This window comes from Acinetobacter sp. BZX-2, assembly GCF_055179795.1.
Window position 1 is genome coordinate 2,203,971 of the sequence record NZ_CM143686.1, and the last position, 16,773, is coordinate 2,220,743.

The window sequence follows — 16,773 nt, forward strand, 5'->3', positions numbered from 1 at the left end:
TAAATTATGCAACCTGCTCAGAAGATTGCGGATGTTTGGGGATCGCCAAAGCTTGGTCAATCAGTGCAACACGCAATGTATCACGACAACCTAAATAGCGTTGATAAAAACTTGAATTAAGAATAGCCGCAGCACCATGCGTGATTGACCAAATCGATGCCAAATAATCACGCACACTCATCAAACTTTGAATCGATTCTAAATAACTTTCAGTCATTCGAATAATAAGACGCAGACGCTGTTTACGTATTTGATAGAGTTCACTAAATAAATGATAGATACCCTGCCCAGTCGTAGACAAACGTTCCTCTATTTGATGGAACAATACCGCTCTTTCAGGATGATGTAAGTGATGCAACATAAAAAAAGCCAAATGTTCTGGAAATGCTTTTTCAGTGTCTTTAATCATTTCCAATAACATGCGTTCATTACGAATAATCAACAACATGTATAATTCATCTTTACTTTGAAAATGTTTATAAAGCGTTCCTTTTGCGAGATCAAGTTCAGCAGCGAGCGCATCTAGTGTCATCCCCGCTTCACCATTTTCTAAAAGCAATTGTTCAGCTACCTGAAAAATTAACGCTTCTCTTGCTCTAAATTGAGCCTGTCGATCCATCTTCACCCGATAAACTCTCTTCTTTATTCTATCCGTTAATCATTTGCCTACAACGCAAGCCTATTATGAAGTGTCCGCAGACGCTTCATTAGTTTTGTTTAAGCAGATTTTCAAAATTTTGTGTGGTAATAAAAGCCATTTCCTCTAGTGATTTACCATATACATCACTTAACGCTTTAGCGACATAAGGAACATACTTAGGCTCATTGGTTTTACCTCGGTACGGCATAGGCGCTAAATAAGGACTATCCGTTTCAATCAACACTCGATCCAATGGCACTTGTTTTGCCACATCTCTTAGGTCTTGAGCATTTTTAAACGAGACAATCCCTGAAAAAGAAATGTAATAGCCACAATCCAATACTGCTTTTGCAGTTTCCCAGTCTTCGGTGAAACAATGCAAAATTCCATGTGTGGATTGCTCAGCTCGAATTAAATCTACAGTATCATGCTTGGCCGAACGTGTATGCACAACCACAGGTTTTTTTACAATTTGCGAAGCATGAATATGGCGTGCGAAACATTGTTTTTGTTCAGCGATAAATTCTGTACTGTGAAAATAATCTAGGCCCGTTTCACCCAATGCCCAAGCTTTGTCTGCTTGCGCCAATTCAACTAGTTTTTCAACTGTTGCTCGTTGCATTACAGCTGGATCTTCACAAGGATGCACACCCACACTATAACCAACATCTGTATGTCGTGCTGCAATTTCAGCAAGTGCAATGTGATCATCCAAATCTACAGAAATTCCCATAAATTTAGATACACCACCCTCACGCGCTTGTTGCAATGCTGCATCAAGATTTCCATCATAAGGGCTTAGATCCAACATCGTGAGATGGCAATGCGTATCAACAAACACAATCTTTCCTAAATAGTTTTACAAATAATACTAAAACGTCTTACATGGTAAAGTTTGGACGGTCTAAAGACATACTTCCTGCAAGCATTTTTTCTGCTTCCATTTTGTAATATGTGCCTTTTTCACCTGATAATTGAATTGCAAAGCCCTGTGGTTTAATCCCATTTTGCTTTTGAGAAATCCAAATCACTTTTCCAGTTAAAGGTACTTTTTGTGATTGTTCTGGTAATCCTGCCAAAACAAACACTTCATCACCCATTTTTACTGCTTGTTTAGAGGGAACAAATAATCCGCCACCCTGAATATAAGGCATATAACTGGCTTGTAATGTCGCACGATCATTAATATTCACCTGAATTAAACCGTTCATACGTGGTGGTTGCATCATTATTTCCCTTTAATATTCAAATGCTATGACACATTCATTAACTGAATTGATAATTGATCAATAATTAGATTTGTTTGTACATTTTGCTCTACTTTTAACTTGGATTTTTGCAAATCCTCATAAATTAAAAATAAATTTTGCAAGGTATATTGCTCGGCAATGTGACTTAGATCTATATCATCATTTTTAACTGCTTGATTCAGCTTGACACAAATTATATCCGACAACAAGTATTCAAACATCTGTAGAAAATCAGAAAAGTTTAATTCTTTATTCCATTTGCTTGCAAACTGTAGTGGCATGCTCTTTTGTACAACCAGTCTTTGCCAATCCTGCAAAAATTCCGCACGGCGATTCAACCAATCTAACTGAGCAAGTGACAAAGCCTGTAAAGGCATATGATTTGACAAATTCAGCAGTAATGGAATTTTTGCATGCATTTCAACTGGGAGATACTGTTTTAAATAGGCTTCCGATTGAATAGGTAGAATACGATCCATTGCAAAATGTTGTAAACGACTACGAATCGTTGCAGGAAGTTTTAGATAATGATCGGCCAATAAGATGATCAGCACACGCTCACCCGGTTCTTCGAGTGTTTTCAAGAGTGCGTTAGCTGAAGCAATATTCAAAGCTTCTGCTGGCTCAATCACGATAACACGCCAACCATCTACAGTTTGTTGTACAAATGGCAATAAATCTCGGATCTTCTCGATCTTAATTTTGGCATTTTGTTTTTTATTATCTTCGTCGGTGGTGATATTGACATAATTAGGATGAGTATCGGACTTTAACCATTGACAACTACTACACTCACCACAAGCACCTACAGCTGTTTTATTTAAACACAGCACCCAAGACAAAAAATGCTGCGCAAAGGCATGTTTACCACACCCTTTTTTACCATAGAACAATAAGCCATGTCCCAATTGAGGGAACCGCCCTGTAAGCGTTTCCCAAACAGGCTGTTGCCATGGATAAACTTGAGAGTGCGTAGCATCCATTGATCATTAACCTACCAAAATCATTATTTAAAACCACGATGAATGTAAATACATTCATTTACATTAAAAAGATGATGATTCTTATGATGCAAAGGACGCTATATCCATTGCATTTAAACGATCCAAATCTGCCTGCGTGTCCACACCCGGTGGTAAGTTGACTTGAGCAACATCAATTGCAATACGGTGACCATTCTCCAACACACGTAATTGCTCTAGGCTTTCCAATTGTTCTAAATTTCCTACATCCCACGTGACGTATTCTTGCAACAATTTCACACGGTATGCGTACAAACCCAAATGACGATAAGCATGCTGATGCAACTTTTGCTCAACTTGTTTTGCAGCATCACGGTCATAAGGAATGGGCGAACGGCTAAAATATAGCGCTTCATTAAACTTTGACATCACCACTTTTACAATACTATCACGCTGAAATTCTTCAAGTTGATGTATCGGTTCGCACAAGGTAGACATTGAGCAATGCTGTTTTTCTTCCAACAACTGCGCGACTTGAATCACCAGTTCAGCAGGTAGCAAAGGTTCATCACCCTGTACATTAACAATAATGTCGTCTTCCGCCCAACCTTTAATTTGCGCAACTTCACTTAAACGGTCTGTACCTGAAGGATGATTTGGACTGGTAATCACCACATCAACGCCTTCCGCACGGCATAAATCCACAATACGTTGATCATCTGTAGCAACACACAAATCATCAAAGCCTTGTACTTTTCGAGCCTGATCGACAACACGTAAAATCATGGCACGACCATGGATTTCTAAAAGTGGCTTTCCAGGTAAGCGCGAGCTTGCAAAACGAGCAGGAATAACGATATGTTTCATCTAATAACCTTGTATTAAATCAATGCCAAGCTGAGTAAGTTGTTTGTTAAGTAACTGATAACATTGTTCAGATAATACCGCTTCAACTGGAACGATCCAAATTTCACGGTTAAATGAAGGATGATTTTTTAACAAAGGTAATATTTTAACAGCATCTTTTTCAGTTGTGATAATCGGTGTTAAATCTTCAAATTGTAAATCATCAATTTCATAATCATAATGATCTGGAAATTCATGGCATTGGAACTGATGTACACCAATACTTTCTAAAGTATCGTAAAACCGTTGTGGAAAACCAATCCCCACCACAGCATAAAAATCTTGATTTGCATCAAACCGTTCAGATTGATCAAAAAGTGGATTGAGCAAATAAGGTTCAGCAACTTGCAAATGCATATTTAGATCGGAATGTGGATGTTGTGCATGTTCAATTACTGTGCTGTGCTTTAAACGGCTGACAGGTTCACGCAGATAACCTTCTGGTAATATTTTCTGATTGCCTAAACCCCGGTTATTGTCCAAAACAATCCATTCAATCTGACGCTCCAAGGCCCAATGTTGCAAACCATCATCACTAATGATCAAGTCTAAATCATCGTGCTTAAGTAACAGTTCAATCGTCGCTTGGCGGTTGCCACCGACAGCCATTGGCACATTGGTGGATTGAACAATTAAACAAGGCTCATCCCCAACCACATCAGGTACAGATTCCAAACTCACTAAAGCAGGAAATGGGCCTTGCCCACCATAGCCACGACTAATAACACCGACTCGAACTTGATGTTGCTGGAGATATTTCACCAGTTGGATCAATAATGGGGTCTTACCACTACCGCCAACGGTAATATTACCAATAATCATCACAGGAACTGGTGCTTTAAATTTACGTTTTAATCCATACTGATATAATTTTTTATTAAGCGTAAACCCAAACTGATAAAGCCATGACAATGGGCGCAACACAATCAACCACTTGGCTTTCTTATTCCAAGCATCTTGAATGATTTGCGCAATAGCCATCTACAATTATTCCTCAAAATTACGTTGATGAAGCTGATAATAAGCACCTTGGCGTACCAACAACTCAGCATGTGTACCCTGTTCTACAATACGCCCTTTATCCATCACCACAATCAAATCTGCATTTTCAATTGTTGATAAGCGATGTGCGATCACGATTGTTGTACGATCTCGATCCTGCATTGCTGCATCAAAAGCTTTCTGAATAAAATGCTCAGACTCATTATCCAAAGCACTCGTTGCTTCATCCAAAATTAAGATAGGGGCATCTTTTAGAATAGCACGTGCAATCGCAATACGTTGACGCTGCCCACCTGACAAACTCAAGCCTTGAGCACCTAAAGGCGTATCATAACCTTGCGGCAAAGCCATAATAAACTCATGCGCATAGGCTGCTTTTGCAGCTGCAATGACTTGTTCATCTGTTGCTTTATTTAATTGCCCATACGCAATATTCTCACGCACAGTTCTATCAAACAGCACCACTTGCTGATTTACCATAGCGACTTGAGAACGTAAACACGTCAGTTCGATATCTTGGATTGGGATTTGATCAAGATAAATTTGCCCAGCGCTAATTTCCTGAAAGCGTACCAACATATTCACTAAAGAGGACTTTCCTGCACCTGATCGCCCAACTAAAGCGACAGTTTGCCCTGCTTGAATATCTAAATTAAAATCTTGTATTGCTTTAACATTATCTTTGTAAACCAAATCTACATGCTCAAATTTAATTGCACCATGTAAAGTCGGTTGCAGTGTTCCTGTATTCTCTTCCTGAGGCAAATCTAACAACTCAAACACTGAGTAGGCAGCAGCCATTCCACGTTGTAACTTTTCGTTAATATCAGTCAAACTTTTTACTGGCTTCGCCAATAAACCTGCCGCGGTAATAAATGCAACAAATTCACCTGCTGAAGTATCCCCTAAAATTTGTGGACGTAATGCCAACCAAATGATGATACTGAGCGCAAAAGCCATCACCAACTGCACAAGCGGACTGTTGAGGTTTTGTACCACCACCATTTTCAAGCCACGTTTTAAGTTTTCTTGAGATGATTTATAAAAACGTTGCTGTTCACTTTCCTCACCCGCAAAGCTTTTTACCACAGCATTTCCACTTACCGTTTCTTGCACGATGTGATTCACATCACCCATAGTATTTTGCACTTGCAAAGAAAGTTTGCGTAACCGCTTAGATGCTTTACGTACCAACAAACCAATAATCGGAACAAAAATAAAAATACACAGGGTTAAACGCCAATTGGTATAGAGCAGATAGCCCATTAAACCAAGTGTGATTGCACCATCACGGACCAAAATCTTTAACGATTCCGATGAAGCTGCTGTCAGTTGCTCCACGTTGTACATGATCTTTGCGGTAATATGACCCGATGAATTGTCTAAATAATATTGAGATGGAAGTTTTAAAAGTTTAGCGTAAATTTCTTGACGAATACTAAACACCAAACTTCTAGAGATGACTGCTGTAAAGTAGCCACCCATAAACAAACCTAGACCACGGAAAAAAATAAGCAACACAATTAAAACGGGAAACCAGTCCAAATCACCACGGTTACCACCTTGAATCGCATCAATGATAAATTTCAGTAATTTAGCAACAGAAACTTCCGTTGCTGCATTAATCCCAAATCCGATAACAACGAATAAGGCTATTCCCCAATATGGCTTTAAATACGATAAAAGGCGAATATAGACCTTAAAATCTTGTTTCACTGATTAATAACCTCGGGATGGAACTTTAGTACTAATATTGATATTAACGAAGCCGAGTTGTCCTGCGACATCCATAACACGTATAACATCTTGATGTGTTGCTTTTGCATCAGCAGCAATGATAAACATAAGATCGCGACGATCATTGGCTGCTTGTTTAATTGCAGTGCTTAAATCTGCACCTTCTTTACTCGAAAGTGCCTGACCATTGACAGCATAATGCCCTGTTGAGTCTACCATGACTTCAATCTTGTTTTGATATTCTTTTGGTGGAACACCTTGTGCATCTGGTAACGATAAGTTAATGCGACTCTGCTGGTTGAAAGTCGTAGTAAGCAACAAAATCACCAAAATAAACAGCAAGCAATCAATCATTGGTGTGAGATTGATATGAATATCTTCAACCGTTTTACGTCTAAATTTCATCTAAACACCCCTTATGAATGATTAACCAGCTTTCTTCTGATCTTTTTCATGGTGTTTTTGAAAAAATAAAGAGGCATGAAATAAAGTTGCTTGTTGTTCCAACTCAGCCACATATTCTTGAACTAAACGTTGGAAATAACGATACGCAAACAAAGCAGGAATTGCGATCACCATACCAGCCGCTGTGGTAATCAATGCTTTGGAAATCCCTGGAATCATCATGGTTGGATTTGCTGTAGATCCCAAATCGATGACCAAAAATGATTCAATAATTCCAACAACTGTACCTAATAACCCCAATAATGGCGCGACAGCGCTTAAGGTACCTAAAAAATTAATATTTTTTTCTAAATAACCAATTTCACGTGATGCAGTTGCTTCCATTTGCGCACGTGCATAATCCTCACCTTGAGAATAAGCATCTATGCCATCTTTAAAGATATACCCCAAAGACGTCTGACCAGCAGATTTATCTTGCTCTATAACATCCAGAACGTCATCTAAACTACGCCCTTTTTGCATCATTAACGATTTAGGGAGAACCAAAGACCGCTTTAACCGTATAAACCTCTCGATAGAGATTGCAACAGTAAAAATTGAACATAAAACCAATGGCAGCATTAACCAGCCGCCAGCCTTTACAAGTTCCCACATCTTCAGTTCCCCAATTTTATTTAAACCGTTTAAAAATTATTATTCCGCTAAGCAGATATTTAAAATGCCATCCAATTCATCCAATGAATTATAGCTAATGACTAATTTCCCTTTACCTTGTTTGTTGTAATCTAGTTTCACACTTGCACTAAAACGCTCAGACAACTTTTGTGTAAGCTGCTGTACATCAGGTGCTTGAGGATGCTTAGACTTTTCCTGTTTTGGCTCGTTCCAGTCACGAACCAATTGCTCGGTTTGACGAACGGATAAACTTTTTTCAATCACAATTTTGGCGATTTGTAATTGATCCTTGGCTTTCATGGTCAAAATTGCACGGGCATGCCCCATATCAATCTGACCTTGTTGCATCAACTCTTTAATTTCTTCTTCAAGGCTCAGTAAACGCAGTAAATTACTCACTGTTGTACGTGCTTTACCGACAGTATCTGCAATTTCTTGGTGGCTTAAACCAAATTCCTCATGGAAACGTTGCAATGCCAACGCTTGATCAATCGGATTTAAATCTTGGCGTTGAATGTTTTCAATTAATGCCAATGCGATTGCCACTTGATCTGTTAAATCACGGACAATTGCAGGAATCTCAGTGAGTCCTGCTAACTGTGCAGCTCGCCAACGACGCTCACCTGCAATAATTTCATAAGCAAATTCTTCATCATCCACAGGACGAATCACAATCGGTTGCATCACACCATGCTTTTTGATCGATGCTGCAAGCTCTTGCAAATCCTGCTCATTGATAAAGCGGCGAGGTTGATATGTCCCACGCTTCAATTGAGTGACATCAATTTGTTTAAGCTGACCATGATCAAGCGCTTGAACTTCAAGCTGTAATTTTTCTTTTTGGATTGAACCTAATAATGCATCTAAGCCACGACCCTTCGCCAAGCCTCTTTTTTTAACGGTCATGCTTTACTTCCTTTTTTCACTTTACTTTTTTTCAACATTTCAGCTGCTAAATTTAAGTACGCAATTGCACCTTTAGAGCTTTTTTCAAAATAAATAATCGGTAAACCATGTGCAGGCGCTTCTGCCAAACGCACATTCCTCGGGATCACTGTATCATAAAGCTTCTTACCGAAATATTGTTCCAACTCTGTCGAAACATCACGGGTTAAAGCATTACGTGCATCATACATCGTACGTAAAACACCAATGATTTCTAAATCTGGGTTGAGTGCTTGCTGAATTTTATCAATGGTTTGCGTTAGATCCGCCAAACCTTCCAAAGCATAATATTCACATTGCATTGGAATCATCACACTGTGTACGGCAGTCAAAGCATTGACTGTAATTAAGCTCAAACTCGGTGCACAATCGACAATGATATAGTCAAAATCTTTTTCAATTTTTTTTAATGCATCACGAAGAATAAACTCACGACCTTCTTGCTCAGCAATAACCAGCTCTACACCTGCCAAATCACGATTAGAGCCTAAAACCTTATAACCCACTTCTGCTTTACTAATCGCTGTTTCAATCGGTGTTTCACCCAATAAAACATCCGTTACAGAATATAATAGATCATTTTTTTGAATACCAGACCCCATCGTAGCATTGCCCTGAGAGTCCATATCCACCAATAACACACGTTTTTTTAAGACTGCCAAAGATGCAGCCAAATTCACTGCTGTCGTGGTTTTACCGACGCCACCTTTTTGGTTTGCGATAGCAATAATTTGAGCCATGGTAACCCCAATCCTTGTCTGTTTTTTAGATCTGTTTTAATAAAAGTAAATGACGCTGTTCATCTAATCGTGGTACATGCAACTCAATAATGTCACAACTCCATTGATCTTTTAATGCATCAATTTCATCACTTGGAATCAAACCTTTCATGGATGCAATAATACTGCTTGCATGCATATAAGGTTGTGAAGCTGCTACAAAATCAGTTAATGATGCAAATGCACGACTGGTGATCACATCAAATTGACCCAATTCATCAATGCTGTCTTCATTTTCAACACGCGTCTGAACTGCAATCACATTTTTTAATTTTAGGTCTGCAATAAACTGTTTCAGAAAACGAATTTTCTTACCATTTGAATCCAGCAACACACATTGGCGTTCAGGTTGGCATAATGCAATGATCATTCCAGGCATACCACCACCTGTACCAATATCCAGTAATCGGCCTGCTGGCAAATCATTTAAAATGCTCAAACTATCCAACAAGTGTTTAACTAACATTTCTTTTGGATCACGAATTGCTGTTAGATTATAAGCTTTGTTCCACAGTACTAGCGCATCTTGGTATTGCAACAACAATCCCAATGCTTCATCACTTAGTTTTAAGCCAAGCTTTTGACTGCCTTGCTTTAACTCTTGAAAAAATGGATGCATAATCAAATAACATCTCTAAAAAATTAGCTGGAAGTATACCGATTTCTAGCCCGTGGAACAGTAGTTAACGACGAGTTAATATGCACTTAAGCAGATTTATCTGTACTTATTAATGCAGTTAACCCTCACCCAACTTACACTTCAGCGTATTTACCCTGACGAATTTGTAAATCTAAAGCTGTTAAACGCTCAGGTGTACCTACATCAACCCAAGCCGCCTGCATTTTTTCAGCAGAAATTTTACCCTCTAACATGCCTTGTTTAAGCAATGGTGCAAGTGGTCGCTTACCAGTTTCCAAACCATCAAACATTTTAGGGTTAATCACCGCAACACCACTATAGGTGAGATTTTCACCTTGTTTTTCCTGATCAAAAGTATATGCACGATTATCTAGCAAGGTAAAATCGCCATTTGGATGCTGTTCAGGATTGCTTACAAAAACCAAGTGAGCTAAATCATCACCCAAATCTACATTTAATAATGAAGCAAAATCAAAAGTCGTCCAAACATCACCATTCACCAAAATAAAAGGCTCAACACCCAATAATGGTAATGCATTGATGATACCGCCTGCTGTTTCTAAGCCCTCGTCTTCACGTGTCCAACGAATAGTCACACCAAACTGCGAACCGTCACCTAATGTACCGATCAACTGATCCGCTAACCATGCAGAATTAATCACAATTTCCGTTACACCAATGGCTTTTAACTTTTCGATATGCCATACGATCAATGCCTTCCCACCCACTTCTAAAAGTGGTTTAGGTCGATATAAAGTTAATGGTCGCATGCGATTGCCTAAACCCGCAGCTAAAATCATTGCCTTCATTATGCTACAACCTCGTATTTTCCATATTTTTCTTCAAATTTAGGCAATACTTTAGCATTGATAAATTGCATAAAAGGTTGTAATTCTGCATATGGTTTCGATTCTTCAAGTAAATACCACATTACACGTGGTAAATCTTTGAGGTAGCCAGACTTACCATCACGTTCAAATAAACGCACAAATATGCCTAAAATTTTAATATGACGTTGAATCGCCATAAGATCTGCATCACGTTTAAACTGTTCAAAATCACGATCTTGTTTTGCAGTTGCAGGAAGTAAGTTATAAAACACTTCAAACCATTGATAAACTCGTTCCGCGTTCCACTGTACATAAGCATCACGTGTAATAGAGATCAAATCATAAGTATCTGCACCAATCACAGCATCCTGAAAATCAATCACACCTTGCTCAGTTTCGCCATTCAAAATCATCAAGTTACGACTATGAAAATCACGATGCACAATCACTTGAGGTTGTGCCAACGCTGCATTAGCAAGAATCGCAAAAGTACGTTTAATTAACGCAAGTTCTTCTGTAGTGGCTTGGATTTGTAATGAGGGCAATAACCAATCGGTCAGCAGTTCCATTTCCGAAATCAGTTTTTCATATGCATATTCAGGTAAATGCGAAGCCTCAGCGATTGATTGCAATTGCACCAATTGCTTAAAGCTTTGTGCATAATGTGCATCTACTGTTTGATCATTAAGCTGAGTCGACAGCAAAACATCACCAAAATCTTCCAACAACAGGAAACCATTTTCCAAATCTTTAGCAATAATATGTGGGACACGTACGCCATTTGTGTCAAAGAACTCATCAATAGACACAAAAGGACGACAATCTTCCTTCTCAGGAGGTGCATCCATCAGCATAAATGTTTTATTATTCAATATAATTCGTGCATAACGACGGAAACTCGCATCGCCTGCTAAAAAATGGATTTCAAATTGTTCTGAATTGAGTACTGATGTTAACCATGTTTGTATCAATTGTTCACGTTGTGTATTCATTTGCAATTTAATCTAATTCAGGCTGAATTTTTGAAGTGGTAAGTGTAGCTACTTATCGACTTTTTCTCTATGATGCGACAATAATTAATTGCGATTAGCATATTTGGTTAATGAGACAAATGAAGCATCAGTTTAAATTTAATCCTTTAGCGACTGCTATTTTGACACTTCTTTGCGGAAGTTCAGTATCCAGCTATGCAGAATCAACAAATACTGCCTCTGAAGTCAATAATACGCAACTCAATGCTGCCATCAAAGAAAGTTATGCAGGGCAAAACTTCTTTGAACAATATTATGTCGATAAAAATACCCCTGAAGCTCAATTACGCGATACGAATAGTCCAAACAATCGTTATTGTGAAGGGGTTTGGATTACCCCATTCAGCAGTGCCTCTAAAGCTGTAAATCCTCAAGATGGTTCATCTGTCATCACGGCAGATAAAGGCTATTACAATCCTAATGGCGACTCGATACTTTCAGGTGATGTGGTGATTGACCAATCTGGACGTATGATTCGTGCAGATGAAGTCACCATTGATAAAACACAAACTTTTGCCAAAGCCAAAGGTAATGTGCAGATGGCCCAAGGTGGCATCATTGCACAAAGTGATCAGATTGATTACAACCTAAAAGATGAAACAGGCCAATTAAACAATAGTTTTTATATTGCTGAAGTTACGCATGCACATGGCTATGCCAATAAAATCGAAAGAACTTCACCAACTAAAATTATTTTAGAAAATGCCAGCTATACCACTTGCCCTCCAGATGAAAAACCAACGTGGAAGATTCAAGCCAATCAAATTGAATTAGACCAAGATACGGGGCGTGGTGTAACACGTGGTACTAAACTCTATGTGAAAGATGTACCAGTTTTAGCTGTTCCTTATTTCAACTTCCCGATTGATGATCGTCGGACCACTGGCTTATTAAGTCCTGGTTTTGGTTTTACCAATGACGGTGGTTTTGAACTAGCTGTGCCTGTTTATTTGAACCTTGCACCCAATTATGACGCGACAATTACACCGAGATTGATTACAGATCGCGGCATATTCGCGCAAGGTGAATTCCGTTATCTCACTGAAAATTATGGTAAAGGTAGCGTTTGGGGAAGTTATCTTCCATCAGACCGTGAATATAACGATGAAGATCGTAAAGACTTCCACTTTTTGCATAATTGGCAAATTAACAACCAGTGGACAACCAATTTAGAATATAACTACGTATCGGATAAAGACTTCTTTTCTGATTTAGATAACAATCCAAACTCTCGCACAGAACTAAACCAAAGACGTGCATGGGAATTAAATTACGCACACGGTATTCCCGGCTTAAAAGCGCAGCTAAAAGTCGAAGATTTCCAGACTTTGGATGATACTATTCAAGATATTGATAAGCCGTATGCGCGATTGCCACAATTTTTATTAAATTATGTGACAGGTAATCCGCAAGGTTTGGAATACGAGTTTAATAACGATACCGCTTACTTCCAAAAAGATATCAATGATGCAACAGCGATCAGTCAACCCAGCGGTACGCGTTTATATAACCAATTTGCAACACGTTATAATTTCCGTAATCCATGGGCATTTGCAATTCCAGAAGTGTCTGTCCGTAGTTTAAATACATTCTACGATCAAGAAACTGAACAAAGACTCGGCTCAGACAACAAAACCAAGTCTATCGTGGTTCCACAATTCACTTTAGATACAGGATTAACCTTTGAAAAAGAAGGTAAATTCCTACAAACCATTACACCACGCGCATTCTATGCTTATGCACCGTATAAGAATCAAAAGGACAATCCTAACTTTGATTCAACCTCAGCATCTATCAGTTATGACCAATTATTTAGCCCATACCGCTTTTATGGACATGACCGTTTAGAAGACAATAACTTTTTGTCTTTGGGTTTAAGTTATAGCCTCTTTGATACTGTCGGTTTAGAACGTTTACGTGCCAGTCTTGGACAAAGTTATTATTTTGATGATCGCCGAGTGACTTTGCTGAACAGCACAGATAATATCGATACAGAGAAACGTACAGGGCCAGTGATTAGCCTTTCGAGTCAGCTCTCTCAGAATTTCACTTTGAGCACCAACTCGGCGTGGATGTCAAATGGTGATAGCGCTCAACATGATTTCCAGCTGTATTACACAGGTGAACAAGGCAATCTTTACAATGTCGGTTATTTCTATAGAAATAATCTTCCAGATCGTCAAGATAAGTACGATCAGGCTGTTGCATCATTTATGCAACCGATTAAAGACAATTGGCGCATCATGGGACATATTCAGTATGACCTTGATAATCATGTCGCACGTGAATATCTACTCGGTGTGAATTATGAGTCTTGTTGTTGGGGTGTATCTGTCTATGGTCGCTCTTATTTCAATGATCTTGACGATGTCACCGATTCTTCTGTTTCACCTAAACGTGCAGTGATGGCAGAACTAACCTTAAAAGGACTGGGTGGTCTAAACAACAAATTAAGCTCATTACTTCAAAATCGTATTTTAGGTTTTGACAAAGCAAATCAATCTTGGACACATTAATGAAGACGCAAAAATTTAAAAATTTGTTTAAAGCTTCAAGCTTGGCTTTATTCATTTCAGCTTCTACTTTCTCTTATGCTGCACCGAGCGATCAAATCGTCGCTATTGTTGGTACAACTGCAATTTTAAAAAGTGATTTGGACCAAGGTGTTGCTGAGGCAGTGCATAAACTTCAAGCACAGAAAAAAGACGTTCCGCCACAAAATATTTTACAAGTTCAAGTTTTAAATCAACTGATTACTCGTGATGCACAATTAGAACTTGTTAAAAAATACGCTTTAAAAGCAGATGAAAAAAGTTTAAATGAAGCTGTTTTAAAAATTGCTCAACAATCAGGTTCGAATTCATTAGAAGCGTTCCAACAAAAATTAGATTCTGTTGCACCAGGCACATACGAATTATTGCGTAATCGCGTTTCTGAAGACTTATTGATTCAAAAACTGAGTCAACAACAAGTGATGTCACGTATTAAAATCACTGACTTAGATGTTGAAAACTTCTTAAAATCACCTGAAGGTCAAGCGGCTGTTGGTAGTCAGGCGCATGTACTACATATGCGCATTGCAGGTGATGCACCTGTTGCTGAACTTGAAAATGTCGCTAAATCTGTTCGTGCTGACTTAAAAGACAGTAACGATGCCAATGCGATAGGTAAAAAATTTACCACAGCGCAAATTAAAGTAGATGGTGCAGATATGGGCTTCCGTCCATTATCAGACATCCCTGCTGAACTCGCTGCTCGCGTAAGCACATTACAAGCAGGACAAACCACCGACTTAATTCAAGCTAAAGATGGTATCCATGTCTTAAAGCTGATTGAAAAGAAATCTAATGATCAAAAAGCATTAATCCCGCAATTCAATACTCGTCATATTCTAATCAAAACCTCAGAAGTGGTGAGTCCTGAAAATGCTAAACAAATGATCGACAGCATTTATAATCGCTTAAAAGCGGGTGAAGATTTTGCAACCCTTGCTTCAACCTATTCAAATGATCCAGGTTCAGCACGTGATGGTGGTAGCCTAGGTTGGGTGAGTCCAGGCATGATGGTGCCTGAATTTGACAAAACAATGCAAAGTGCTACCGTTGGTGAAGTAAGCAAACCTTTTGAGACGCAATTTGGATGGCATTTACTATTGGTTTCTGAAACACGTAAGCAAGATATGACCAGCGAATACCAAAAACGTATGGCGCGTCAAATTTTAGGTGAACGTCAATTCGAATCAGAGTTTGACAGCTGGTTAAGAGAGTTGCGTGCAAATACTTATATCGAAATTAAAGATCCAAGCTTAGATCCTAAAAAGAACGAAAGTTAAAATTGAAACGTTAAAAAAACCAGTTATTTCAACTGGTTTTTTTATCACTTAAATATCATAAGCCGCCAAAACTTGACGGAGAATAAACCCAACCCAATTAAAAAATAACAGGAAAATAGCTGACCACCGATCATTTAAGTCAACCACTCGCCCATCCTATCTGAACCGCCAACTTGTAAAACACTAATTTGTTTTCACCTACTAAGCAGTGATCATCATTGATTTGTACTGTTTAAAATTAAAATACTCGATAACGTGAATAGTGACTTATTTATCCATTTTATTTACAGCTATCTCTATTTTTTATTGCACATATTCTTTAGGTATTTAAATCTCAAAACGGTCTATAACAAGATTTTAATATGCTCTATAGAGCTTTAAATCTCTCTCCAACATCTCTTTAATATCTCTTTAAAAAAGTCATATAAGCAAATATTTTGCATAAGCCAACGTTATTTGCATACTCATTTTTATTCTCATAGCACCGTTTTAGACTTAAGCCTAAGTCACATGTCGATTTAACATGAAGCTAGATAAAACAAAGCACAAAAAAAAGACGCCAATTCGGCGTCTTTTCATACAATTAGATTCTACAATCGCAAATTAACGATTGTTTTCATCATCTTGTGAATCTTCAAACTTAGTTTCGCCACCGAAGTCACCTTGACCACCGAAGCCACCTTGACCACCGAAGCCGCCTTGACCACCGAAGCCGCCTTGACCACCGAAGCCGCCTTGACCACCGAAGCCGCCTTGACCACCGAAGCCGCCTTGGCTACCGAAACCACCTTGACCACCAAAACCACCTTGTTGACCAAAGCCGCCTTGTTGACCGCCAAAGCCGCCAGTTTGACCACCGAAACCACCAGCAGCGCCGCCTTGAGCACCAGCAGGAGCACCAGCAGGACGTGGGTTACGTGCAGGAACTACAGTTGAAATGGCATGCTTATAAACCATTTGGCTTACAGTATTTTTCAACAAAACAACATATTGGTCAAAAGATTCAATATGACCTTGTAGTTTGATACCGTTTACTAAAAAGATAGAAACTGGAATGCGTTCTTTACGGAGAGAATTTAAGAACGGATCTTGTAAAGTTTGACCTTTAGACATTTTATACTCCAAAAAAAATTTTAAAA

The 16,773-nt window shown here is 38.7% G+C and carries 17 protein-coding genes; 2 read left to right on the top strand and 15 right to left on the bottom strand.

Features of this window, described 5'->3' with window-relative positions:
* Positions 1–4 precede the first annotated feature (4 nt).
* The 14 genes from ACY45D_RS10420 to ACY45D_RS10485 form a co-directional block, all read right to left on the bottom strand.
* Positions 5–619, bottom strand: a complete 615-nt coding sequence (locus ACY45D_RS10420; RefSeq protein WP_089604952.1) for a TetR/AcrR family transcriptional regulator — start codon at positions 617–619, stop codon at positions 5–7.
* Positions 620–707: 88 nt separating this feature from the next.
* A complete protein-coding gene (locus ACY45D_RS10425; protein WP_463106687.1) occupies positions 708–1,481 on the bottom strand; it encodes a TatD family hydrolase in 774 nt (257 codons plus the stop codon).
* A gap of 40 nt (positions 1,482–1,521) precedes the next feature.
* The gene (locus ACY45D_RS10430; protein ID WP_463106688.1) at positions 1,522–1,866 is read right to left on the bottom strand and encodes a PilZ domain-containing protein; all 345 of its coding nucleotides are present in this window, start codon (positions 1,864–1,866) and stop codon (positions 1,522–1,524) included.
* A 26-nt stretch (positions 1,867–1,892) separates the two neighbouring features.
* Positions 1,893–2,873 (bottom strand): DNA polymerase III subunit delta', encoded by a 981-nt coding sequence (locus ACY45D_RS10435; protein ID WP_463106689.1) that lies wholly within the window; start codon positions 2,871–2,873, stop codon positions 1,893–1,895.
* Positions 2,874–2,954: 81 nt separating this feature from the next.
* Positions 2,955–3,719 carry a 3-deoxy-manno-octulosonate cytidylyltransferase gene (kdsB, locus tag ACY45D_RS10440; RefSeq protein WP_463106690.1) on the bottom strand — a complete coding sequence of 255 codons (765 nt, stop codon included), beginning with the start codon at positions 3,717–3,719 and terminating at the stop codon, positions 2,955–2,957.
* Positions 3,720–4,739, bottom strand: coding sequence for a tetraacyldisaccharide 4'-kinase (gene lpxK / locus ACY45D_RS10445; protein ID WP_463106691.1), 1,020 nt, complete (start codon positions 4,737–4,739; stop codon positions 3,720–3,722).
* A 6-nt stretch (positions 4,740–4,745) separates the two neighbouring features.
* Positions 4,746–6,476: a lipid A export permease/ATP-binding protein MsbA gene (gene msbA / locus ACY45D_RS10450; RefSeq protein ID WP_463106692.1), complete on the bottom strand. Its 1,731-nt coding sequence runs from the start codon at positions 6,474–6,476 to the stop codon at positions 4,746–4,748.
* Between the two features lie 3 nt (positions 6,477–6,479).
* Positions 6,480–6,902: an ExbD/TolR family protein gene (locus ACY45D_RS10455; protein ID WP_120382551.1), complete on the bottom strand. Its 423-nt coding sequence runs from the start codon at positions 6,900–6,902 to the stop codon at positions 6,480–6,482.
* A 21-nt stretch (positions 6,903–6,923) separates the two neighbouring features.
* Complete coding sequence (locus ACY45D_RS10460; RefSeq protein WP_463106693.1) at positions 6,924–7,556, bottom strand: MotA/TolQ/ExbB proton channel family protein; 633 nt, start codon at positions 7,554–7,556, stop codon at positions 6,924–6,926.
* 39 nt (positions 7,557–7,595) lie between these two features.
* Positions 7,596–8,483, bottom strand: a complete 888-nt coding sequence (locus tag ACY45D_RS10465) for a ParB/RepB/Spo0J family partition protein (protein WP_463106694.1) — start codon at positions 8,481–8,483, stop codon at positions 7,596–7,598.
* Complete coding sequence (locus ACY45D_RS10470) at positions 8,480–9,262, bottom strand: ParA family protein (protein WP_463106695.1); 783 nt, start codon at positions 9,260–9,262, stop codon at positions 8,480–8,482. The genes ACY45D_RS10465 and ACY45D_RS10470 overlap by 4 nt, the downstream gene beginning before the upstream one ends.
* 25 nt (positions 9,263–9,287) lie before the next feature.
* Positions 9,288–9,920, bottom strand: a complete 633-nt coding sequence (gene rsmG / locus ACY45D_RS10475) for a 16S rRNA (guanine(527)-N(7))-methyltransferase RsmG (RefSeq protein WP_463106696.1) — start codon at positions 9,918–9,920, stop codon at positions 9,288–9,290.
* A 134-nt stretch (positions 9,921–10,054) separates the two neighbouring features.
* Positions 10,055–10,750: an N-acetylmuramate alpha-1-phosphate uridylyltransferase MurU gene (gene murU / locus ACY45D_RS10480; protein ID WP_463106697.1), complete on the bottom strand. Its 696-nt coding sequence runs from the start codon at positions 10,748–10,750 to the stop codon at positions 10,055–10,057.
* Positions 10,750–11,763 (bottom strand): aminoglycoside phosphotransferase family protein, encoded by a 1,014-nt coding sequence (locus ACY45D_RS10485; protein WP_463106698.1) that lies wholly within the window; start codon positions 11,761–11,763, stop codon positions 10,750–10,752. Before ACY45D_RS10485 ends, murU begins: the two co-directional genes overlap by 1 nt.
* A gap of 119 nt (positions 11,764–11,882) precedes the next feature.
* Here ACY45D_RS10485 and ACY45D_RS10490 point away from each other — a divergent pair, with 119 nt between their 5' ends.
* Together ACY45D_RS10490 and ACY45D_RS10495 are read left to right on the top strand one after the other, a co-directional pair.
* Complete coding sequence (locus ACY45D_RS10490; protein WP_463106699.1) at positions 11,883–14,318, top strand: LPS-assembly protein LptD; 2,436 nt, start codon at positions 11,883–11,885, stop codon at positions 14,316–14,318.
* Complete coding sequence (locus ACY45D_RS10495) at positions 14,318–15,634, top strand: peptidylprolyl isomerase (protein ID WP_463106700.1); 1,317 nt, start codon at positions 14,318–14,320, stop codon at positions 15,632–15,634. The genes ACY45D_RS10490 and ACY45D_RS10495 overlap by 1 nt, the downstream gene beginning before the upstream one ends.
* A 603-nt stretch (positions 15,635–16,237) precedes the next feature.
* On the opposite strand, the gene hfq is transcribed toward ACY45D_RS10495, so the two are convergent.
* Positions 16,238–16,747: an RNA chaperone Hfq gene (gene hfq, locus ACY45D_RS10500; RefSeq protein ID WP_463106701.1), complete on the bottom strand. Its 510-nt coding sequence runs from the start codon at positions 16,745–16,747 to the stop codon at positions 16,238–16,240.
* Positions 16,748–16,773 lie beyond the last annotated feature (26 nt).

Bases quoted from the DNA above. Each gene is read 5' to 3' on its own strand.
- ACY45D_RS10490 (WP_463106699.1), top strand. From the start codon at position 11,883: ATGAAGCATCAGTTTAAATTTAATCCTTTAGCGACTGCTATTTTGACA.
- ACY45D_RS10460 (WP_463106693.1), bottom strand. From the start codon at position 7,556: ATGTGGGAACTTGTAAAGGCTGGCGGCTGGTTAATGCTGCCATTGGTT.
- hfq (WP_463106701.1), bottom strand. From the start codon at position 16,747: ATGTCTAAAGGTCAAACTTTACAAGATCCGTTCTTAAATTCTCTCCGT.
- ACY45D_RS10465 (WP_463106694.1), bottom strand. From the start codon at position 8,483: ATGACCGTTAAAAAAAGAGGCTTGGCGAAGGGTCGTGGCTTAGATGCA.
- ACY45D_RS10420 (WP_089604952.1), bottom strand. From the start codon at position 619: ATGGATCGACAGGCTCAATTTAGAGCAAGAGAAGCGTTAATTTTTCAG.
- lpxK (WP_463106691.1), bottom strand. From the start codon at position 4,739: ATGGCTATTGCGCAAATCATTCAAGATGCTTGGAATAAGAAAGCCAAG.
- ACY45D_RS10455 (WP_120382551.1), bottom strand. From the start codon at position 6,902: ATGAAATTTAGACGTAAAACGGTTGAAGATATTCATATCAATCTCACA.
- ACY45D_RS10495 (WP_463106700.1), top strand. From the start codon at position 14,318: ATGAAGACGCAAAAATTTAAAAATTTGTTTAAAGCTTCAAGCTTGGCT.
- murU (WP_463106697.1), bottom strand. From the start codon at position 10,750: ATGAAGGCAATGATTTTAGCTGCGGGTTTAGGCAATCGCATGCGACCA.
- kdsB (WP_463106690.1), bottom strand. From the start codon at position 3,719: ATGAAACATATCGTTATTCCTGCTCGTTTTGCAAGCTCGCGCTTACCT.
- ACY45D_RS10470 (WP_463106695.1), bottom strand. From the start codon at position 9,262: ATGGCTCAAATTATTGCTATCGCAAACCAAAAAGGTGGCGTCGGTAAA.
- ACY45D_RS10485 (WP_463106698.1), bottom strand. From the start codon at position 11,763: ATGAATACACAACGTGAACAATTGATACAAACATGGTTAACATCAGTA.
- rsmG (WP_463106696.1), bottom strand. From the start codon at position 9,920: ATGCATCCATTTTTTCAAGAGTTAAAGCAAGGCAGTCAAAAGCTTGGC.
- ACY45D_RS10430 (WP_463106688.1), bottom strand. From the start codon at position 1,866: ATGCAACCACCACGTATGAACGGTTTAATTCAGGTGAATATTAATGAT.
- ACY45D_RS10435 (WP_463106689.1), bottom strand. From the start codon at position 2,873: ATGGATGCTACGCACTCTCAAGTTTATCCATGGCAACAGCCTGTTTGG.